This is a genomic window from Streptomyces sp. NPDC018029 (assembly GCF_044327655.1).
Taxonomy (GTDB): domain Bacteria; phylum Actinomycetota; class Actinomycetes; order Streptomycetales; family Streptomycetaceae; genus Streptomyces.
In genome coordinates this window covers 304,728-325,576 of the sequence record NZ_JBIRFV010000009.1, presented here as the reverse complement: position 1 = coordinate 325,576, position 20,849 = coordinate 304,728, and the positions used below count along the sequence as shown (strand labels likewise).

Below are 20,849 nucleotides of genomic sequence, written 5' to 3'. Positions count from 1 at the left end.
TCTGTCCCCCGGTTCGGGGATCTGTCGCCCCTGATCCGGGGATGTCCCTGGCAGGGGATGTCCCTGGTAGGGGCGCGACGGTTGTGGTGCGCGGATCGTACCGGCGATCACTCCGGATGCGACAGGGCTTCCGCGACGTGTGCGAGGTCGGCGTCCGAGGCCAATCCGGCGTGGTAGAGCCGCAGTTCCGTGGCGCCCAGGCCGGCGGCGCGTGCCGCGTCGGCGGCGAGGGTGGCGGGGCTGCCGCCCATGCCGCTCATCACGGTGAGGTTGGCGGCGAGGACCGCCCCGTCCCTGCCCTGCGCGGCGAACGGCTCCAGGAGGTGGGCGCCGCCCGTGCAGGGCACGACCACGCCGTCGGCCACGGAGAGGACGTGCGCCGGGTCGACGCCCGCGTTCGCGCCGCAGTGGTACGTCACCGGGTCGGCGTGGAGCAGCACCTGGAAACCGGCGGGCGCCGCCGCGCGGACGGCGCCGACGGTGGCCTCCTGGAGGGTGCGGGCGGTTTTCTCGCGCCACGCGCGCGTGGCCGCCGCCCGGCCGGCACCGATGAGCTTCTCGACGCCCGCCCAGCCCGCACCCCCGCCCTCGTCCCCGTCCTCGGCTTTGCCGCCACCCCGCCACACGGGCTCCAAGGCACGGCGGACGACGGCCGCCAGCTCGTCCGGGTCGAGGCCCTGTCCGGCGTACCCCTCCCGGCAGGAGGCGCAGAAGCACAGCGACATCAGGTACTGCCCGGCCTCGCCGGGGACGACGCCCGCGATCTTGTCGTGGGCGTGCAGGTGCGCGAGGCCGTACCAGCCGCAGGACTCCAGTTCGGTGCCGCGCGTCCCGGTTCCGGGGCGCACGGCGGCTTCCGCGGCGAGGACGGTCAGGTACGCGCGCGTGGCGGGCTGCGCGATGCAGGGCGCCCAGGGATAGCGGTCTCCGTAGGCGTTGACCACCGAGGTCGCCGGGTGGTCGTCGCCCAGGCGGGAGTTGTGGGCGAGTACGACCCAGCTGTGCACGTCGAGCCCGGCCTCGGTCAGGGCCTGTGCCGCCTCTCCGTAGGCATCGCCCTGTGCCCACTCCCCGGCGGCGTACGGGCGCAGCGTACGGCCCTGCCAGCGGTCGCCCGGCGGGTAGAGCACGGCGGCGTGCGCGGCCGTCACGACGCGGTGGCGCGGGTGGCGCGGGGTGAGCGCGCGCGTGGAGTGGTAGGCGGCGGCCAGGGTGACCTGGCGGATGCCGAGGGCGGCGAGGCGGGCGGGCGCGTCGGGGTCGCCGACGACGTCCCAGGGGTAGAGGAACGCGGCGGCCTTCACGCGCCCGCTCCGGGGTGTGCGCCGCCGACCAGTTCCCGCCCGCGTTCGACGAGTTCGGCGAGCCGCTTGACGTGTTCGTCCGCGGGTTCGTGCAGTGGCGGCCGTACGGGACCCACGTCGAGGCCGCCGAGCCGGACGCCCGCCTTGACGAGGGAGACGGCGTAGCCGCGGCCGAGGGCGCGCAGCTCCACGAAGGGCCGGTAGAAGCCGTCGACGAGGCGGTCGACGGTGGCGTCCCCCTCCGGCGTACCGGCGTTGAACGCGCGGTGGAAGGCGAGCGCGATGTCGGGCGCGAAGCAGAAGACCGCCGAGGAGTAGAGGGTCACGCCGATGCCGCGGTAGGCGAGGGCGGTCAGCTCGGCGGTCGGCAGGCCGTTGAAGTACAGGAAGTCGCCCGGCACCTCGCCGCGCACGGCGCTGACGGTGCGCTGCATCAGGTCCATGTCGCCGAGGCCGTCCTTGAAGCCGATGACGCCGTCCGTGCGGGCGAGTTCGACGACTGTCTCCGGGGTGAGGACGGCGTTGTCGCGCTGGTAGACGATGACGTCCAGGGAGGTGGCGGCGGCGAGTTCGGTGTAGTGCCTGATCAGTCCCTCCTGCTCGGCGACGACGAGGTAGGGGGGCATGGCGAGCAGCCCGTCGGCGCCCGCCTCCTCGGCGAGGCGCGCGTACCGCACGGCGAGCGCGGTGCCGTATCCGGCGCCCGCGACCACCGGCACCCGGCCCGCCGCCTCCTCGACCGCGGCGGCGACGCACTCCTGGAACTCCTCGGGCGTCAGGGCGTGGAACTCGCCCGTGCCGCAGCAGGCGAACACCGCGGCCGCGCCCGCCTCGATGCCGCCGCGCACATGGGCGCGGAAGGTGTCCAGGTCGAGAGCGCCGTCCGGCCCGTACGCCGTGACGGGGAAGAACAGCGGCCCGCTGGGGACGCGGAGTCGGGAAGCGAGGGGGGCTGACGTCACGGGCTCTCCCTAAGCGTGCACGTTTCTGATCCATGTCCATATCCCTGAACGCATCCACGCTAAGGCGCCCTCTCCGGCCCGGTCAAGCTCGCGAACTCACCGCCCAAGAGCGGATTTACCGCGTCCGGGCCCCGTCAGGACCCCTTGACGCGACGTGACGGCGATCTCTAGCGTTTCCACGGATGTGAATCCTGTACGTGGATGCATACGCCCGCCCGAGGAGACCCCGCATGCCCGCTCCCCGCACCGTCCTGCTGACCGGCGCCGCCGGCGGACTCGGCACGCTGATGCGCGGGCTCCTGCCCGCGTACGGCTACGACCTGCGCCTGCTCGACGTGCGCCCGATCCCGGACGAGCCGGACGCCGTCGTCGCCGACCTCGCCGACAGGGACGCGCTGCGCGAGGCCGTGCGCGGGGTGGACGCGGTCCTCCATCTCGCGGGCATCTCCCTGGAGTCCACCTTCGACAAGATCCTCAAGGCCAACATCGAAGGGACGTACAACCTCTACGAGGCGGCCCGCGAAGAGGGCGTCCGGCGGATCGTCTCCGCCTCCTCCAACCACGCGGTGGGCTTCACCCCCCGCCCCCGGGGCGACGACCCGCTGATCCCCGTCGACACCCCGCGCCGCCCCGACACCTTCTACGGGCTCTCGAAGTCCTTCGGAGAGGACCTCGCCCAGTTCTACTGGGACAAGCACGGCGTCGAGACCGTGTCGGTCCGCATCGGGTCGTGCTTCCCCGAACCGTCGAGCGTGCGCATGCTGTCGGTCTGGATGAGCCCCGACGACGGCGCTCGGCTCTTCCACGCGGCCCTCACCGCCGAGGACGTGCGGCACACCGTGGTCTACGGCTCGTCCGCCAACACCCGCCTCTGGTGGGACCTTTCCTCGGCGCGGGCGCTCGGCTACGACCCGCGGGACGACTCCGAGGCGTACGCGGAGAAGCTCATCGCCGAACAGGGCGAACTGGACCCGGAGAACCCGGACCACGCGCACCTGGGCGGCCACTTCTGCACGAACCCGCCCGTCTGGCCGTACTGACCGGTCCACCCGCCCGAGCGGGCACCGAACGGGCGGCCCGGGCCCCCGAAACGGGCACGCCCGCGGCCCGCCGCACAGGCCGTCGCCCCACCAAGCGGGCACAAACGGGCAGCATCGCGCCCGCTGCCACCCTGGTCACCCCCTTGGCCGCGCTGTAGAACTTCCCCACAGGGCCCGAACGGGCACCGCGAGACCCAGGGGAAGCAGGTGGCGCCGATGACCGCGGAGGAACGGCAGCGGCGGATCGTCCACGCGGCCCGCAACGCCGGCTCCGTCGACGTGACGGCGCTCGCCGACGAGCTCGGCGTCGCCAAGGAGACCGTCCGCCGCGACCTGCGCGCCCTGGAGGACCACGGCCTGGTCCGCCGCACCCACGGCGGCGCCTACCCCGTGGAGAGCGCGGGCTTCGAGACCACCCTCGCCTTCCGCACGACCATGCACGTCCCCGAGAAGCGGCGCATCGCGGCCGCCGCCGCCGAACTGCTCGGCGACGCCGAGACCGTCTTCGTCGACGAGGGCTTCACCCCCCAGCTGATCGCCGAGGCGCTGCCGGAGGCCGCGGCGGGCCGCCCGCTGACCGTCGTGACCGCCTCACTGGCCACCGCGGGCACCCTCGCCGAGGCCGAGAACGTCACCGTCCTGCTGCTCGGCGGCCGGGTGCGCCCGGGCACCCTCGCCACTGTCGACCACTGGACGACCCGCATGCTGGCCGGGTTCGTCGTCGACCTGGCGTACATCGGCGCCAACGGCATCTCCCGCGAACACGGCCTCACGACGCCCGATCCCGCGGTCAGCGAGGTGAAGGCGCAGGCCATCAGGGCGTCGCGGCGCACGGTGTTCCCGGGCGTGCACACCAAGTTCGGGGCGACGAGCTTCTGCCGGTTCGCGGGGATCGGCGACCTCGACACGATCGTCACGAGCAGCCGCCTGCCCGCGTCCGAAGCGCACCGCTACTCCCTCCTCGGGCCGCAGGTCCTCCGCGTCTGACAGCCGCCGCCCCTCCCCACCTCACCCCCCACAGGCCGACGCGGGCTTCCGCACACCCCGCAGTGCGCCAATTACCCCGATATGACCCTCTACGTCCAGGAGCACTCATGCGAACCCCGAGCCGACGGAGGCCGAGGCCGCGCGCGCTCGCCGCGGCCGCCGCAGGGGCGCTGCTCGCCCCGCTGCTCGCCGGCTGCTGGGCCGGTGCCGGCGGGGCCGGTTCAGGCGGCGACTCCATCAACGTCCTCATGGTGAACAACCCGCAGATGGTGGAGTTGCGCAAGCTCACCGCCGACCACTTCACCAAGGAGACCGGCATCGAGGTGAACTTCACCGTCCTGCCGGAGAACGACGTCCGCGACAAGATCAGCCAGGACTTCGCCAACCAGGCGGGCCAGTACGACGTCGCGACGCTCAGCAACTACGAGATACCGATCTACGCCAGGAACGGCTGGCTGCACGAGGTCGGTTCGTACGCGCGCAAGGACACGGCGTACGACGAGAAGGACATCCTGCCGCCCATGCGCCAGTCCCTCACCGGCGACGACGGCAAACTCTACGGACAGCCCTTCTACGGAGAGTCGTCCTTCCTGATGTACCGCAAGGACGTCTTCGAGAAGGCCGGCCTGACCATGCCCGACCACCCCACCTGGCAGCAGGTGGCGGACCTCGCCGCCCGCGTGGACGGCGCGGAACCCGGGATGAAGGGCATCTGTCTGCGCGGACTGCCGGGCTGGGGCGAGGTGATGGCGCCGCTGACGACCGTGGTGAACACCTTTGGGGGCACCTGGTTCGACAAGGACTGGAAGGCCCGCCTGGACTCCCCCGAGTTCGAAAAGGCAACCCGCTTCTACGTAGACCTCGTTCGCGAGCACGGCCAGTCCGGGGCCGCGCAGTCCGGCTATGCCGAGTGCCTCAACAACCTCACCCAGGGCAAGACCGCCATGTGGTACGACGCGACGGCCGCCGCGGGTTCGCTGGAGTCCGCCAAGTCCCCGGTCAAGGGAAAGATCGGCTACGTACCCGCCCCGGTGGCGCGGACGAAGAGCTCCGGGTGGCTGTACACGTGGGCCTGGGGCCTGCAGAAGGCCTCGCGCAACCCGGACCGGGCCTGGAAGTTCATCTCCTGGGCGTCGGGCAAGGAGTACGAGAAGCTCGTCGGCGAGAAGATCGGCTGGTCGAACGTGCCCGCGGGCAAGCGCGCCTCCACCTACGCGAACCCCGCCTACCGCAAGGAAGCCGCCGCCTTCCAGGACGTCACCCGCGCCGCCATCGAGGGCGCGCGGCCCCGCGACCCCGGCGTGCAGCCCCGCCCCGCGCCCGGCATCCAGTTCGTCGGCATCCCCGAGTTCACCGACCTCGGCACCAAGGTCTCCCAGGAGATCAGCGCGGCCATCGCCGGACGCCAGTCCGTCGACGCGGCCCTGGCCACGTCGCAGGACCTCGCCGAGAAGATCTCCGAGGAGTACGAGGGACGATGACCGCCACCGCGAGCACCACCACCCCCGTGGGGCACGCGCGCGTGCCCGCCGCGAAGCCACCGGGAACGGGGCGGCTGCGCGCCTGGGCGACCAGGGCGCCCCTGCTGCCCGCACTCATCTTCATGATCGCCGTGACCCAACTGCCGTTCGTGGCGACCCTGGTGATCTCCTTCTTCGACTGGAACGCCCTCTACCCGGACGCCCGCAGCTTCACCGGATTCGCCAACTACACCGAGGTCCTCACCGACCCCGACCTGCGCAAGTCCGTCCTGACCACGATCCTCCTGACGGCCTCCGTCGTCCTCGCGAGCCTGGTCGCCGGTCTTGTTCTCGCGCTGCTCCTGAACCGGAAGTTCCGGGGGCGCGGACTCGTCCGGACCCTCCTCATCGCGCCGTTCCTGCTCGTCCCCGTGGCCGCCGCGCTGCTGTGGAAGCACGTGCTCTACAACCCCGAGTACGGCCTCTTCAACGGCCTGCTGCACTGGGTCGGCGGGGACTCCGCGGCGCAGCCCGACTGGATCTCCGACACCCCGCTCCTCGCCATCGAGGCCTCCCTGGTGTGGCAGTGGACGCCCTTCATGATGCTGATCCTGCTCGCGGGGCTGCAGAGCCGCGACCCCGAACTGATCGAGGCGGCCCGCATGGACGGCGCGAGCAACTGGCAGGTCTTCCGCCATCTGACGCTGCCGCACCTGCGCCGCTACCTCGAACTGGGCGCGCTGCTCGGCTCGATCTACATCGTGCAGAACTTCGACGCCGTCTTCACCATCACCTCGGGCGGCCTCGGCACGGCGAACCTGCCCTACACCGTCTACCAGAGCTTCTACCAGGCCCACGAGAACGGCCTGGCCTCCGCGGCCGGCGTGCTCGTCGTCATCGGCTCGCTCGTCATCGCGACCTTCGCCCTGCGAGTCGTCTCGTCCCTGTTCCGTGAGGAGGCGTCCCGCTGATGAGCACCGTACGCGCCGGTCGCACCAAGGAAACCAGGGGAGCCAAGGGGGCCGGTCTGGGGCTCGTCGCCTGGCTCGCCGGGATCCTGTTCTTCCTGCCCATCGCCTGGATGGCGCTGACCTCCTTCCACTCGGAGGAGGACGCCGCGACCAACCCGCCGTCGCTCGCCGCCTCGCTCACCCTCGACGGCTATCGGGAGTTCTTCGGCTCCGGCGGCGGCGCGAGCCCCTGGCCCTCGCTCGTCAACTCGACGGTGGCGTCGGTCGTCTCGACCCTGTGCGTGCTGGTCCTCGCGCTGCCGGCCGCGTACGCCCTGTCCATCAGGCCCGTGAAGAAGTGGACGGACGTGCTCTTCTTCTTCCTGTCCACGAAGATGCTGCCGGTCGTGGCGGGTCTCCTCCCGATCTACCTCTTCGCCAAGAACACCGGCCTCCTGGACAACATCTGGCTGCTCGTCCTCCTCTACACCTCGATGAACCTGCCGATCGCGGTGTGGATGATGCAGTCGTTCCTCGCCGAGGTGCCGAAACCGGTCATCGAGGCCGCGCAGATCGACGGGGCACGGCTGCCGACGATCCTCACGCGCGTGGTGGCGCCCATCGCGCTCCCCGGGATCGCCGCGACCTCCCTGATCTGCTTCATCTTCAGCTGGAACGAACTCCTCTTCGCGCGGGTGCTCACGGGCGTCGTCGCCCAGACCGCGCCCGTCTTCCTGACCGGCTTCATCACCAGCCAGGGCCTGTTCCTGGCGAAGGTGTGCGCCGCGTCGCTCGTGATCTCCCTGCCGGTGCTCGCCGCGGGGTTCGCCGCCCAGGACAAGCTGGTCCAGGGCCTGTCGTTGGGAGCCGTCAAATGAACCAGGGAGCCGCCAAGTGAAGGCCGCCATCATCGAGTCCGTCGGCAAGGCCGTCGTCGGGGAGCTGCCCGACCCCGCCCCCGGCCCCCGCGACGTCGTCGTCGAGGTCGCGGCGTGCGGCCTGTGCGGAACCGATCTGCACATCCTCCAGGGCGAGTTCGCGCCGACCCTGCCGGTCGTGCCGGGCCACGAGTTCGCCGGTGAGGTCGTCGCGCTCGGCGGTGACGTGCGTACGCTCGCCGTCGGCGACCGGGTCGCCGTGGACCCCTCGCTGCACTGCCACGAGTGCCGCTACTGCCGCGACGGCCGGGGCAACCTCTGCGAACGGTGGGCGGCGATCGGCGTGACCACCGCGGGCGGCGCCGCCCAGTACGCGGTGGCGCCCGCCGCCAACTGCGTACGCCTCCCCGACCACGTCCGCACCGAGGACGCCGCCCTCATCGAACCGCTGTCCTGCGCCGTCCGCGGCTACGACGTGCTGCGGACGCGGCTCGGCGCGCACGTGCTGATCTACGGCTCGGGCACGATGGGCCTGATGATGCTGGAGCTCGCCAAGCGCACCGGCGCGGCGAGCGTCGACGTCGTGGACCTGAACGCGGACCGGCTCGCCACCGCGCGGCTCCTCGGCGTCTCCGGCTCGGCGGCGAACGCGGACGACCTTGACCGGCCGCGGGGCTGGGACGTCGTCATCGACGCGACGGGCAACGCCGCCGCGATCCAGGACGGCCTCGAACGGGTCGCCAAGGCGGGCACGTTCCTCCAGTTCGGCGTCGCCGACTACGCCACACGCGTGAACATCGACCCGTACCGGATCTACAACCAGGAGATCACCATCACCGGTTCGATGGCGGTCCTGCACAGCTACGAACGGGCCGCGGAACTGTTCGCGAACGGCGTGCTCGACCCGGACGTGTTCATCAGCGACCGGCTGCCGCTGGCGGAGTACCCGCAGGCGCTCGACCGGTTCGCCGCCGGGAAGGGCCGCAAGATCGTCGTGGTGCCGTAATTCGGTACCGGCGCGGCATGGCCGGACGTACGCTCCGGCCATGCCGAGACCTCATGGATTCACCTACGAACAGCGCGCGGACGGCACTCTCGTGATCACCCACGGCGGACGTGCCGCGGGGACGCTCCGCGCCGCCCGCGCCGAACAGTTCCTCGCCGAGGTGGCGAGCGGCGACCCGCAGCTGGTGATGGCCCGCTGGACCGGCAACTACAAGCGCGGCAACGAACGCGCCGCCCGCGCCCATCCGCGCAACCGCGGCTGACACCCTCGCGCACCGGACCTGGAAAATCCCCGCCCGGGAACGGCAAAGCGGGATCGTTCGTTACCCCTGGCATGACAGCTATGACCCCCGGCTCGAACATCCCGCTGACCGCCGCCCGCGTGGCGGTGGACGTCGCCGCTCCGGTGCGGCTCGACGTATCGGGCCTGCTGCTCACCGCCGACGGCAAGGTGCGCTCCGACGACGACTTCATCTTCTTCAACCAGCCCTCCGGCCCCGGTGTGACCTACCAGTCGGGTGGCGGTACGACCCCCGACAAGGTCACCGTCGACACGGCCGCCGTGCCGCCCGGCATCGAGAAGATCGTCGTGACCGCGAGCCCGGACGCGGCGGGCCAGACCTTCCAGGGCATCGAGCCCACCGCCACGATCCGCAACGCCGACGACGGCTCGGTCCTCGCCACCTTCACGCCCCCGCAGCTCGGCTCCGAGACGGCCCTGGTGATCGTCGAGATCTACCTGCGCAACGGCGCCTGGAAGGCCCGCGCGGTCGGCCAGGGGTACTCCAACGGCCTCGCGGGCATCGCGACGGACTTCGGCGTCTCGGTGGAGGAGCCCGCGCCGGCCCCGGCCGCGCCCGCCGCCGCCCCCGCGGCTCCGGCCGCTCCGATGGCGCCCCCGGTGGGGCAGCCGGTGCAGGGCCCGCCCCCGCCGGCCGCCGCCGCCGCGGCGCCCGCCGCCCCCGCGCCCGGCGCCGGGAAGATCAACCTCGACAAGGGCCGCGTCAGCCTCCAGAAGAACCAGACGGTGTCCCTGGTCAAGGGCGGCAAGCCGCTGCTCTCGCAGGTCAAGATGGGGCTCGGCTGGGAGCCGGCGTTCCGCGGCAAGGACATCGACCTGGACGCCTCCGTCATCGCGTACGGCCCGCAGCGCAACCACGTCGACAGCTGCTACTTCGGCAAGCTCTCGATCGTGAACGGCGCGATCAAGCACTCCGGCGACAACCTCACGGGCGAGGGCGGCGGTGACGACGAGGTGATCGTCGTGGACCTCGGCCGCCTCCCGCAGGACGTCACGGGCCTGGTCTTCACGGTGAACTCGTTCTCCGGCCAGAAGTTCACGGAGGTCGCGAAGGCCTACTGCCGCCTGATCGACGCGGCGACGGGCGAGGAGCTGGTCCGCTTCGACCTGACCAACGCCGAGGCGCAGACCGGCGTGATGATGGCCAAGCTGATCAAGCAGTTCACCGGCGAGTGGGAAATGACCGGTATGGGACAGTTCGTCAAGTCCCGGACCGTGCGTGGCATGGTGAAGCCCGCGGCGCAGGCGCTGTAGGCGCGGCGGATGCGGGGCTGAGCAGGAGTGAGCAGGGATGAGTGAGGGGCGGCGGACCGCGTGTGCGGTCCGCCGCCCCTCAGCCGTGTCAGGTCAGGATGCCGGGTGTCAGAGCTTGGCCAGCTTCGGGTAGGGACTCAGGAACCGTCCCTGACGGCCCGCGAAGTCGATGACGACCGCGTCCTCTCCCTCGACGCCGACGATCCTCCCGAGGCCGTACTGGTCGTGGGAGACACGGTCACCCACGGCGAACTGCTCTACGGGTGGGGCGGGCGGAGCGGGCACATTGAAGGGACTGTTCGGCAGGTGGCGGCGCGAGCCGGCGGGCCTCGTCATATCTGAAGTATGCGCCCCCGGACACCCGACGCACCATGCTCTGAGCTCACACCGCTTTCACATCGGTATGGAACAGACACACAAACCCCCGCTGCGGACGACCCGAACGGGGTACGGCCGTGACGGCCCGCACCCCTACGGAAACGTACGGTGACGCATCTCAGGCGGCTGCCCACGGCCAGTCGGCGTCCGCCCCCGCCTCCAGCAGCCCCACCGTGCGGAACGCCGCGTCCGAGAGGCCGCCGAAGACGTGCCGGTTGCCCTCTCCGGAGGCGCCGTGGCCCGCGCGGTAGCCCGCCAGGTTCCAGGTGTAGACGGGGACGTCCGCAGGCACCTGCTCGGTCGGGTCGCCGTGGTAGCTGTACGCCGCCTGCTCGTCTGTGACGATCAGCACCCGGTCGTGCTTCTTGTAGAAGCGGCGCACCGCCTCGGTGGTGTTCGTGCCGCCGAGGTCTCCGAAGCGGCCGAGGATCTTCAGGACGGACTCGCCCGCGCGGTACTTCACCCGCGCGCTGCTGCTGCCGAACTGGACCAGGTCCGCGTCGGCGGCCCGCAGCGCGAGCGCCGTGCCGAAGATCGCGGCCGCGTCGGCGCGGTTGAGCTGCGAGCGGTCGGACAGCGGCGACCACATCGAACCGGACCGGTCGACCAGGATCAGCGTCCGGCCCGGCAGCGACGGCACGTTCCCGAGGGAGTGGCCGAGGGCCTGCTCCAGCGGGTACGACCAGCGCAGCGACGGCGCGTGCTGGTACGCCGCGAGGTAGCGGAAGGGAAACTGCCGCGACTTCGCGACGGCTTCGGGGTCGGCGAGCCTGGCCGCGACGGTCGCCGCGACCTCGTCCGAGACGCCCGCCTCGTCGAAGTTCCGCAGGTTGCGAACGAGCGCCATGGCACCCATCGACGGGATCACGGCCTCCCAGGCCGCCTTGTCCATGGGCCCCTGCAGCCATCCCGCGAGCGCCTCCCAGGTGACGCCCGCGGCGGCGAGCCGCTCGGCGCCGCCCTCGCCGGTGACCACGGCGCGCCGCTCCGCGACGGGCAGCGCCATCAGCTCGCGGTGCGCGGCGAGGACACGCGCGCCCTCGGGCGGCACCGCGGTCTCCGGGTGGTGACGGCGGTCGAGCGCGTACCGGAACAGGGGGCCCTGCCAGGGCTTGGCCGGGTCGGGCGCCGCGTGCACGAGGTTGAGGATGTCGCCGAAGCGGTAGCCCTTGGCCGCCGTGTCGTACTTCAGCAGGGCCTTCTCGTTGTAGAGGCGGCGCACGGCGTCGGCGATGCCGCGCTTGACGGGCTTGGGGATCGCGCGGCCGTACGTCGACGTCCAGTAGCCGAGGAACTCGCCGGGCTCGTCGGGCCGGCGCAGGACGGACGCGACGACCTGGCGGCCCGTGGGGCCGTCGGTGGCGTGCGCGTCGAGGCGCGCCTTCACGTACTCGGCGGCGCCGACGATCGAGGCCGTCCGCATGTTGCCGTCGCCGCGCAGCCAGCCGAGCAGGCCCGCGGTCCACTGCGGGTCCTCGACGGCGAGGCGGCGGACGAGCGCGGCGAAGCGGTCGTCGCGGCGGTCGCCGGTCTCGTAGAAGGTCTGCTGGGAGACGAAGTTCGCGACCGCGAGCAGGAAAAGCTCGGAGCGTGCGTCGCGGAGGTGTCCGCGGCCGCCCTGGTGCGTGCGGGTGGTGCGGCCGGTCGACTTCACCGGAGAAGTCACCGCCGCCTTGACGGACTTGGTGTTGAAACGCGCCATGAGAATTCCCCCGAATTCATTGCGTACGAATGCGCGCACGTGCGCACAAAGAGATGAGGGGGAGACAGACGGCAGGAGTGTGCCCGAGTTCAGAAGCGGCGACGGACTTGCGTCGGATGCTCTACCCAATTGAGCTACACCGACCCGAAGTCGATGACGGGACTCGAACCCGCAACCGTCTGATCCATGAAGTAACCGTTGCCTGCGCACCGGGCACACACCAGCTGCTGCCTCCCGAGATCAGAGTGGCGGTGGCGTGATTTCTTGAAAGGAAGTAGCCATTGCCTGCGCACCGGGAGGTGCAGGAAAACGCATGAAGTTGTGGTGTCCAGAGTTCATTTCGGCGGAACCGACGATGGTGCTCTGCCACTGAGCTACACCGGCCTGTCGGTGCCGGTGGCGGGAATCGAACCCGCGGCCTCCCCATTAGGAGTGGAAGTAGGTCCTGCCTTCGCACCTGGACGTGCATCACTTTAGGAGAGTGAACCTGCGGGGCGCCAAAGGTTTTTCACGCCCTCTGATCTCCCGGCGGCCGCAACCGTACGATGCCCCACAGGCGTCGCACAGTCCGTCAGCTCGTCCTGTCGTCCCAAGGGCCCGCGCGGGGCCGCCGGAAGGAGCGTTCGTGGAGGTCGGCGGGTACAGGATCGTCGCGCTGCTCGGCGAGGGCGGCATGGGCCGCGTCCACCTCGCCCGGTCCGCGTCCGGGCGGCCTGTCGCCGTCAAGACGGTCCACGCGCACCTCGCCGCGGAGCCGGAGTTCCGCGAGCGCTTCCGCCGTGAGACGGCCGCCGTACGTGCGGTCACGGGGCCGTACACCGCCGCGGTGCTCGACGCCGACCCGGACGCCGAACAGCCCTGGCTGGCCATCGAGTTCTGCGCGGGCCCCACCCTGCCGAAGGCGGTGGCCGCGCACGGCCCGCTCGGGCCCGCCGAGCTCGCCGCGCTGGGGGCCGCGCTCGCCGAGGCGCTGGCGGCGGTGCACGCGGCGGGGCTCGTGCACCGCGACGTGAAGCCGTCCAACGTCGTCGTCACCCGTGACGGCCCCAAGGTCATCGACTTCGGCATCGCCAAGAGCGCGGCCGACGAGAGCCTCACCGCCAGTGGCGAGGCCATCGGCTCCCCCGGCTTCATCGCCCCCGAGCAGCTGGCGCCGGACGCCCGGCCGCCGGGGCCCGCCGCCGACGTGTTCGCACTCGGCGCGGTCCTCGCGGTGGCGGCGACCGGGCGCGGCCCCTTCGGTTCGGGCGGCGCCCCCGAGGTCCTCCACCGCACGCTGCACGAGGCCCCGGACCTGCTGGGCGTGCCGGACGAGGAGTGGGAGGCCTTCCTCGCCCGGTGCCTGACCCGCACCCCGGCGGACCGCCCGTCGGTCGCGGAGATACTCACCTGGTGCGCCGACCGCGCCCCGGCCGAGCCCTGGTGGGAACAGGAACCGGTGGCCGGCCTGATCCGCCGCCAGGAGGACGAGGTCGCGGGGCTGGTGGGCCACGCGGGTGACGGTTCGCCTCCTTCCGATGGCGACGAGCCGCTGCCCCCCGACCCCGGCGACGGGCCCGGCCCCACCGACTCGTCGTCGCCGCCGCGCCGTACCTCCCGGCGGCGGTTTCTCGTCTGGGGTGGTGGGGTGCTCGCGGCCGTGGGCGGTACGACGGCGGCCGTCCTGCTCAACGGTGAGGGGGACAGCGCCGACGGCACGTCCGGTGCCGGGCGCCGTGGCGAGCCCCGCCCGCCCGCCGGTGAGGTGATCTGGAGCCGTGAGATCGGTGAAGTGGAGTACGGCGGCGCCCTGTTGCGCAGCGGCAAGGATCTCTACGTACTCGACGACAAGGGGCTCGTCCGGCTGGAGGCCGAGACCAACACGCTCCGCTGGACCTATCCGGAGGAGCACCTGCGGAGCGTCGACACGCGCGGTGACCTGGTCTACGTACTCCGGGACAGCCTCTTCGAACCCGAGTTGATCGCGCTGCGCGTGGCCGGCGGCCGGGAGGCGTGGACCTCGGGCGTCCTGACGCGCAACCCGCACCGGCCGCCCCGCCCCCTCGCCCCGCCCCCGAGCGAACTGGAGGGCGGCAACGGCCTGTTCGCCCTCGCGGACGGCGTCGCCTGCCTCCTCACCTACGCCTCGTACGACACGCTGCAGGAGCGGCGCGGCACGCTGGAGCGGCCCTGGCGGGCGTACGGGTTCGACGCGCGCACGGGGGACGAGCTGTGGTTCCACGAAGGGCGCGCCGCGGGGGTGATCGGCGTGGACGACGCGGGCGGCCGGATAGCGGTGGCCACGGCGTCGCGGAGCTCCGGGCCCCCCGGCACGGACCGGTACGCGCGGCACGATCCGCTGGTCGTCCTCAAGGCGTCCGACGGCACGGTGGAGCGGGAGGTCGCGAACGGCGCCCGCCGCCCGCAGGCCCACCCCGGCGCCGAGGGCGTCGGCTACTTCGCGTCGGAGGAGCGCATCGAGGCGGTCGACCTGGCGACCCGCCGCACCGTGTGGGACCGGCCCGCGGGCGCGGTCACGGCCGTCGCGGCGCGGGCCACGGGCGGTGTGGTGCTCGCCTCCTCGCCGGACGGCGTCGAGGCGCTGGACGCCCGTACGGGCAGGAGGCAGTGGTCCCGGCCCGGGTTCCGGGACGTGGAGGACGGTGTGTCGGTCGTGTCGGGCGGCCTGCTGCTGGTCTCGGGGCCGGAGCCGGGCGGCTCGGGCGAGGGAATGTGGGGGGTGTACGCACTGGACGTACGGACGGGTGACGCCTCCTGGGCGGCGCCGATCGCCCCCGCGTCCGACATGAAGCTGGCGGCCGCGCACGACGGCCTGTTCCACGTCTGCGCGGGCCGCACCCTGCACACACTCCGCGGCCCGAAGGCCACCCGGACATGACCCCGCCCGGCGTCGTCCCGTCCTACGCCCCCACGATCCGCCCGCCCCACAGCGGCGGTGCCGTATGAGCGGGGCGGCCCCCCTGCCGGGCACTCCGCTGCTCGACGGTGATCCCCGGCGGCTCGGCGGGCACCGGATCGTGCGGCGGCTCGGGGCCGGGGGGATGGGGCAGGTATATCTGGGCCGCAGCCTTGGCGGGCGGCTCGTCGCCGTCAAGACCGTGCACGAGCACCTCGCCGCCGACCCGGTCTACCGCGAGCGGTTCCGGCGCGAGGCGACCGCGGCGCGCGCCGTCACGGGCGCGCACACCGCCGCCGTGCTCGACGCCGACCCGGACTCCCCCGTGCCCTGGCTCGCCACGGCGTTCCTGCCCGGGGTCACCCTGCGCCGCGCGGTCGCCGCGGGCGAGCCGTTGGGCACGGCGGCCGTGCGGTCGCTCGGGGCGTGTCTCGCCGAGGCCCTGGCGAGCATCCACGCGGCGGGCATCGTGCACCGCGACCTCAAGCCGTCCAACGTGCTGGTGACCGCCGACGGCCCGCGCGTCATCGACTTCGGCATCGCCCGCGCCGCCGGGGAACTCGGTCTCACCCAGGCCGGATCGATGCTCGGCACGCCCGGGTTCATGGCGCCGGAGCAGGTCGCCGGGGGCGATGTCGGGCCCGCCGCCGACGTGTTCGCGCTGGGCGCGGTACTCGCCTTCGCCGCGACGGGCGAGCAGCCCTTCGGCTCGGGCCCCGTCGCGGTGCTGCTCTACCGCGCCACGCACGAGGAGCCGCACCTCGCCGGCGTCCCGGAGTCGTCGGGCCTGCGCGCACTCGTCGCCGCCTGCCTGCACAAGGCCCCGCACCGACGCCCGTCGGTGGCACAGATCCTGGCCCTCACCGCCGCCGCGGACGGGCCCCTGTGGTGGCGGGAGGAACCACTGCGGTCACTGATCGCAGGCGAGACGAGCAACGGCGCCGAAGCGACTGACGGCGCCGAGAAGGGTGACGGAACCGGCAGCAGCGACGCGACCGCCGGCGGCAGCCGTACCGAACCCATCCGGCACCCCACCCCGCCGCCCACCACCCCGCAGACGACCTCACCGCCACCTACCTCCCCCTTCACCGAACGCCACCGCACCCTCGCCCGCCGGACCCTCCTCACCGCCGGTGGCGCCGGGCTCGCGGGGGTTGCCGGCTGGGCCGTTGTCCGGGCGCCGAAGGCTCCGGGTGAGGGTGCGGAGGAGGGTGGGCCCGTGTTGCGGAAGGGGTCGGCGCGGGCCGGGCGGGAGCGCTGGGTGCTGAGCGGGGCGGAGGGCGGTACGGACGGCGTCGAGTCCGCCCTGCTCGTCGGGGACACCGTCCTGGTGCACGGGTCGAGGAGCGGCCTCACCACGCAGGGGCTGGTGCGCGCCGTCGACGCCGCGGACGGGACGAGTCGCTGGCAGTACGACAAGGCTCCCGCGGCCGCGGCCCGCGAACCGCTCTGGGGCGTCGTGAGCGGTTTGCTGATCGCCCCCGAACTCATGGGGCGGGCGTACGAGTTGGGGACGGGCGATCCGTGGGGGCCGGAGCGCCCGTGGCACGGTGCCGTGAAGTGGTTCGCCGTCGCGGACGGGCGGCTCCTCACACTGGACGACGACGGTGGCGGCGGGTCGTCGCGGGACCGGGTGCTGCGCATTCGTACGCTGCCCTCGGGCGGCTCCCCCCGCACGCGCGGCAAGGAGGACACGCGCGACTGGCGGGCGCCCGCGGTCTCGGGCAGCAGGGTGTTCCTCGTACCGGACACCGGCGCCCTGGACCCCCGCGTGTTCTGCCTCGACGCGGCGACGGGCCGCGAACCGTGGACGTACACCGCGTTCGGGAAGGACGAGCAGGCGCGCACGGCACCGGTCACGCTGCCCGCGCCGAGCGGCCGCGGCGGCCCCGGCGGCCACAGCGGCGCCCGTTTCGCTCTGCTGAGCGAGACCGACGAGCTGCACCTCATCGACGTACGGACCGGCGAGCAGCTGCGCAGGGAGCCGCTCGGGCTGACCGCGGGGAGCGGTGCCACGGCCCTCGGGCACGCCTCCGGCACGGGGCTGCTGCTCGCCGCCGGGGAGGACCTGATCGGGTTCAGTCCCGAGAGCGGCAAGCGGCTGTGGAGTCACCCCACCGCAGGGCTCGACACCGGCTGGCCGGCGCTGCCGGGCGGCGGCCGGCGCGGCCCGGTCGCCCGGGACGGCGTCTTGCTGAACTGGCTGGATGCCAGGACCTTGCAGGCCATCGACCTCACCGACGGCGACGGCGGTGGTGACAGCCGTGGCGGGCGGCAGCTGTGGCGGACGTCGTTCGACGCCATCGCGCGCTGCCCGCCCGCCATCGGCGGCGGCACGGCCTATGTGACCGCCGGGCAGGTGTGCCGGGCGCTGAGTCTGCGTACGGGCAGGACGCTGGAGGAGTGGCCGGTCGACGAGCCCGTCACCTGGCTCGCCGCCGACGCCGACGGCTGGTACGCCAGGGTCGGCGCCTCGTCCCTGCGGGCGGTCAACGCGCCACGGAGCGCGTGACGCCGGTCATGGCCCGGGCCCTCAGCGCCGCTGCCGCTTCCACGGGCCGGTGATGGCGAGCAGGATGCCCGGCGTCTGGATGCTGGCGAACAGGGTCCTGCCGTCGGGTGAGAACGTGACGCCGGTGAACTCGCTGTACTCCGGCTTCTCCTCGGTGCCCGCGTTGAGTTCGTTGCGGGCGATGGGGTACGTGCGGCCGCTCTCCGTCGCCCCGAAGAGATGCTGGATGCCGTCGCCGTCCTCCGCGATGACGAGGCCGCCGTAGGGCGAGACGGTGATGTTGTCGGGGCCGTCGAAGGCGCCGTCCTTGTCGGGGTCCCTGTTGACTCCGAGCAGCACCTTCAGGGTCAGGGTGCGGCGGCCGGGGTGGTAGAACCACACCTGTCCGTCGTGCGGGACGGGGCTCTCGTCGCGGGCGAAGGAGGCGACGATGTAGACGCCGCCGTCGCCCCACCACATGCCTTCGAGCTTGCGGGCGCGGGTGATGTCGCCGTCGTCGAACTGCTCGCGCACGGGCACGGTCCGCGCGTCGCGGTCGGGGACCTCGACCCAGTCGACGCCGTAGACCGTGCCGATCTTCGTGGCGCGGGACAGGTCGTCGACGAAGCGGCCGCCGGAGTCGTAGCACTTGGGGGCCTTGAGGACGCCCGCGTCGTCGGCGAGGGTGCGCAGCTTGCCGCGGCCGTGGGCGAAGCCGCGGGGCGGGGTCCAGCGGTAGAGGAGGCCGTTCGGCCTGGAGGCGTCCTCGGTGAGGTAGAGGTGGCCGCGCTTGGGGTCGACGACGACGGCCTCGTGGGCGTAGCGGCCCAGCGCCTTGATGGGCTTGGGGGCGCGGTTGGCGCGCCGGTCCAGGGGATCGACCTCGAAGACGTAGCCGTGGTCCTTGGTCATGCCGTTCTGGCCGGCCCTGTCCTCGGTCTCCTCGCAGGTGAGCCAGGTGCCCCAAGGGGTGCTGCCGCCCGCGCAGTTGGTGGCGGTGCCCGCGATGCCGACCCACTCGGCGACCCGCCCGTCGGGGCGGACCTCGACGACGGTGCAGCCGCCGGCCGCCGCGGGGTCGTAGACGAGGCCGTCGGTGAGCGGTACGGGGTGCTTCCACTTGCTGCGGGGGCCGCCGAGCTCGTGGTTGTTGACGAGGAGCGTCGTGCCGCGCGGGCCGCGGAAGGTGGCGGTGCCGTCGTGGTTCGACGGCGTGAACTCGCCGCTCTCCAGCTTGGTCTTCCCGCTGTGGGTGAGGACGCGGTAGGAGAATCCGGCGGGCAGCGCGAGGAGGCCGTCGGGGTCGGGCAGGAGGGGGCCGTAGCCGGGGCCGTGGTGGCCTCCGTGGCCGTGGCCCGCGGTGTCCGCCGCCTCCTCGACCTCCGTCGCGGCGAGGGCGCCGGGCGCGGTGGCGAGCGCGCCGACGCTGCCGGCCAGGGCGACTCCCGCACCGGTGAGCGCGGAGCGTCTGGCGAAATCCCTGCGGGTGAGCGACATCGTTTCTCCTGAGGACGCGAAGGCGGTACGTACGACCGGGCTGCTGTCCGCGCCACCGTCCCGCTCCCGCATAAACGGCGGTTGAACACCGCTCGACGCCGAGGGGCCTCCTTCCTGCCTCCTCTCATGACAAGGTCAACAGGGGCGGATCGCCCGCAAAGCGAAGAATCACCGCGAAACACCTTGACCCGCGATGCACACCGCAATAGACATCACCACGTGCAGAGCTGCACCACCCGCAGGGGGAGGCGAGCCGAGTGGACGCACATCAGGCACGCGGCCTCCATGAGGGCCGGCTGATGAGGCTGGCCAATGTCACCGGAGTCGGCATCGGCAGGGACGAGCACTCGGGTCAGGACGTGATCGTCGTCTTCGTCACCCACCGGGTGCCCCGCGACCGCCTCCGTGACGAAGACGTGGTTCCGGACACGCTCGACGGTGTCCCCGTACGCGTACTCGCCATCGGCGAGGTCGACGCGCAGGACGGCGGGACGTAGCGGGAGCGATGCCCCCGGCGCGGCCCGGAACCCCACCCTTCAAAGGGGAAGAGGTGGTCTGGCGTGGTGAGCCGGCCCGAACTGATGCGAGGTCCCACCGGCGGTCAGCTGAGCGACAGCTCCCGTCAGCAGGCGATGTCCGACTTCCTGCGGCCCCAGCAGCCGCTGTCCAACGTCGTCGGCTTCGGCCACGGCGTGAAGTGGAGCGACGGGGAGCCCACCGGCGAGCCCGCCGTCGTCGTGTTCGTCACCCAGAAGGTCCCGGAGTCCATGCTCCCGGAGCGGGACGTCGTCCCGCGCCAGATGGACGACGGCACCCCGACCGACGTCGTCGCGGTCGGTCACATCGCGGCGCAGCGCCAGCAGAGCAGGCCCGGCGGCCGGCGCGCCGAGGACCGCGCGCCGGTGGCGTACGGCCCGGAGGGCAGCGTCAGCGAACAGCTCGCGAGCCTCGGACAGCCGCAGCTGGAGGAGCTCGCCGGGCGCGGCGCGTTCGAGCCGCAGCTCCTCAAGCGGCGGATGCGCCCGTGCCCATCCGGCTTCTCGGTCGGCAACGTCCGGGTGACCGCGGGCACGCTCGGCAGCGTGGTCTACGACTTCCTGCCCGGTGCCTCCGTCGATCCGCCGGGCGCCGGTCTCGGCGTACCGTCGAAGTTCTACATCCTCTCCAACAACCACGTGCTCGCCGACTCCAACCGGGCGCAGCTGGGCAGCGCGATCGTGCAGCCCGGCGTCTTCGACGGCGGGCAGGACCCGGCGGACCGCATCGCGACGCTGGAGCGGTTCATCACGATCCAGTTCGCCCCGCAGATCCCGCTGGAGCGGCACAACAACGTGGTGGACGCGGCGCTCGGCGCGGTCGACTTCCAGGACGCGACGCGCGAGCAGTACTTCAGCGGCGCCCCGCGCGCCTGGCGGCGCAAGGCCAACGTGGCCGTCGGCGACCTGGTGAAGAAGTCCGGCAGGACGACGAACATCAGCTTCGGCCGGATCATCGCGGTCGACGCGACGGTCGACGTGAACTACGGCACCGCGGGCACGGCCCGGTTCAAGGACCAGATCGTGACGACGAACATCTCGGCGGGCGGCGACTCCGGTTCGCTGGTGACCTCGCAGGACGACGTCGCGGTGGGGCTGCTCTTCGCCGGTTCGTCGGTCGCGACCATCGTCAACCACATCGAGAACGTCCGCGCGCTGCTGCGCGTGGAGATCGCCGAGCTGCTGGCCTGACGGTCAGGACGGAAGGA

Annotated in this window: 17 protein-coding genes and 1 tRNA gene; 12 read left to right on the top strand and 6 right to left on the bottom strand. The window is 72.5% G+C overall.

The annotated features are described in order from the left end of the window. Nucleotides 1–107: 107 nt before the first annotated feature. A complete protein-coding gene (locus tag ACH4D5_RS27920; protein WP_398307612.1) occupies nt 108–1,304 on the bottom strand; it encodes a hypothetical protein in 1,197 nt (398 codons plus the stop codon). Continuing rightward, nucleotides 1,301–2,266 carry a 5-dehydro-4-deoxyglucarate dehydratase gene (locus tag ACH4D5_RS27915; protein WP_398307610.1) on the bottom strand — a complete coding sequence of 322 codons (966 nt, stop codon included), beginning with the start codon at nt 2,264–2,266 and terminating at the stop codon, nt 1,301–1,303. Before ACH4D5_RS27915 ends, ACH4D5_RS27920 begins: the two co-directional genes overlap by 4 nt. A gap of 230 nt (nt 2,267–2,496) precedes the next feature. Here ACH4D5_RS27915 and ACH4D5_RS27910 point away from each other — a divergent pair, with 230 nt between their 5' ends. The 8 genes from ACH4D5_RS27910 to ACH4D5_RS27875 all read left to right on the top strand — a co-directional run bounded on the left by ACH4D5_RS27910 (nt 2,497) and on the right by ACH4D5_RS27875 (nt 10,141). Next, nucleotides 2,497–3,306 carry an NAD-dependent epimerase/dehydratase family protein gene (locus tag ACH4D5_RS27910; protein WP_398307608.1) on the top strand — a complete coding sequence of 270 codons (810 nt, stop codon included), beginning with the start codon at nt 2,497–2,499 and terminating at the stop codon, nt 3,304–3,306. Nucleotides 3,307–3,522: 216 nt separating this feature from the next. Further along, entirely contained in the window at nt 3,523–4,293 is a 771-nt protein-coding gene (locus ACH4D5_RS27905; protein ID WP_398307606.1) for a DeoR/GlpR family DNA-binding transcription regulator, read from the top strand. Nucleotides 4,294–4,400: 107 nt separating this feature from the next. Then, the gene (locus ACH4D5_RS27900) at nt 4,401–5,774 is read left to right on the top strand and encodes an ABC transporter substrate-binding protein (protein WP_398307604.1); all 1,374 of its coding nucleotides are present in this window, start codon (nt 4,401–4,403) and stop codon (nt 5,772–5,774) included. Continuing rightward, nucleotides 5,771–6,724, top strand: a complete 954-nt coding sequence (locus tag ACH4D5_RS27895) for a carbohydrate ABC transporter permease (protein WP_398307602.1) — start codon at nt 5,771–5,773, stop codon at nt 6,722–6,724. Before ACH4D5_RS27900 ends, ACH4D5_RS27895 begins: the two co-directional genes overlap by 4 nt. Continuing rightward, entirely contained in the window at nt 6,724–7,581 is an 858-nt protein-coding gene (locus tag ACH4D5_RS27890; RefSeq protein ID WP_398307600.1) for a carbohydrate ABC transporter permease, read from the top strand. The genes ACH4D5_RS27895 and ACH4D5_RS27890 overlap by 1 nt, the downstream gene beginning before the upstream one ends. A 16-nt stretch (nt 7,582–7,597) precedes the next feature. Next, nucleotides 7,598–8,587: a zinc-dependent alcohol dehydrogenase family protein gene (locus ACH4D5_RS27885; protein WP_398307598.1), complete on the top strand. Its 990-nt coding sequence runs from the start codon at nt 7,598–7,600 to the stop codon at nt 8,585–8,587. A gap of 40 nt (nt 8,588–8,627) precedes the next feature. Then, nucleotides 8,628–8,849 (top strand): hypothetical protein, encoded by a 222-nt coding sequence (locus tag ACH4D5_RS27880; RefSeq protein WP_398307596.1) that lies wholly within the window; start codon nt 8,628–8,630, stop codon nt 8,847–8,849. An 80-nt stretch (nt 8,850–8,929) separates the two neighbouring features. After that, nucleotides 8,930–10,141: a TerD family protein gene (locus ACH4D5_RS27875; RefSeq protein WP_398307830.1), complete on the top strand. Its 1,212-nt coding sequence runs from the start codon at nt 8,930–8,932 to the stop codon at nt 10,139–10,141. A 108-nt stretch (nt 10,142–10,249) separates the two neighbouring features. On the opposite strand, the gene ACH4D5_RS27870 is transcribed toward ACH4D5_RS27875, so the two are convergent. The 3 genes from ACH4D5_RS27870 to ACH4D5_RS27860 form a co-directional block, all read right to left on the bottom strand. Next, nucleotides 10,250–10,477, bottom strand: coding sequence for a CarD family transcriptional regulator (locus ACH4D5_RS27870; protein ID WP_030784272.1), 228 nt, complete (start codon nt 10,475–10,477; stop codon nt 10,250–10,252). 160 nt (nt 10,478–10,637) lie between these two features. Further along, nucleotides 10,638–12,221 (bottom strand): TROVE domain-containing protein, encoded by a 1,584-nt coding sequence (locus tag ACH4D5_RS27865; RefSeq protein ID WP_398307594.1) that lies wholly within the window; start codon nt 12,219–12,221, stop codon nt 10,638–10,640. 394 nt (nt 12,222–12,615) lie between these two features. After that, a tRNA-Arg gene (locus tag ACH4D5_RS27860) sits at nt 12,616–12,685 on the bottom strand. Nucleotides 12,686–12,846: 161 nt separating this feature from the next. Between ACH4D5_RS27860 and ACH4D5_RS27855 the strand changes: the two genes are divergently transcribed. Together ACH4D5_RS27855 and ACH4D5_RS27850 are read left to right on the top strand one after the other, a co-directional pair. Further along, nucleotides 12,847–15,099: a protein kinase gene (locus ACH4D5_RS27855; RefSeq protein WP_398307592.1), complete on the top strand. Its 2,253-nt coding sequence runs from the start codon at nt 12,847–12,849 to the stop codon at nt 15,097–15,099. A gap of 64 nt (nt 15,100–15,163) precedes the next feature. Next, a complete protein-coding gene (locus ACH4D5_RS27850) occupies nt 15,164–17,629 on the top strand; it encodes a protein kinase (RefSeq protein WP_398307590.1) in 2,466 nt (821 codons plus the stop codon). A 21-nt stretch (nt 17,630–17,650) separates the two neighbouring features. Here the strand turns inward: ACH4D5_RS27850 and ACH4D5_RS27845 are convergent, their stop codons facing one another. Further along, entirely contained in the window at nt 17,651–19,105 is a 1,455-nt protein-coding gene (locus ACH4D5_RS27845) for an alkaline phosphatase PhoX (protein WP_398307588.1), read from the bottom strand. 257 nt (nt 19,106–19,362) lie between these two features. Here ACH4D5_RS27845 and ACH4D5_RS27840 point away from each other — a divergent pair, with 257 nt between their 5' ends. Together ACH4D5_RS27840 and ACH4D5_RS27835 are read left to right on the top strand one after the other, a co-directional pair. Then, a complete protein-coding gene (locus tag ACH4D5_RS27840) occupies nt 19,363–19,602 on the top strand; it encodes a hypothetical protein (RefSeq protein WP_398307586.1) in 240 nt (79 codons plus the stop codon). 66 nt (nt 19,603–19,668) lie between these two features. Then, nucleotides 19,669–20,832, top strand: a complete 1,164-nt coding sequence (locus ACH4D5_RS27835; protein ID WP_398307585.1) for a hypothetical protein — start codon at nt 19,669–19,671, stop codon at nt 20,830–20,832. Nucleotides 20,833–20,849 lie beyond the last annotated feature (17 nt).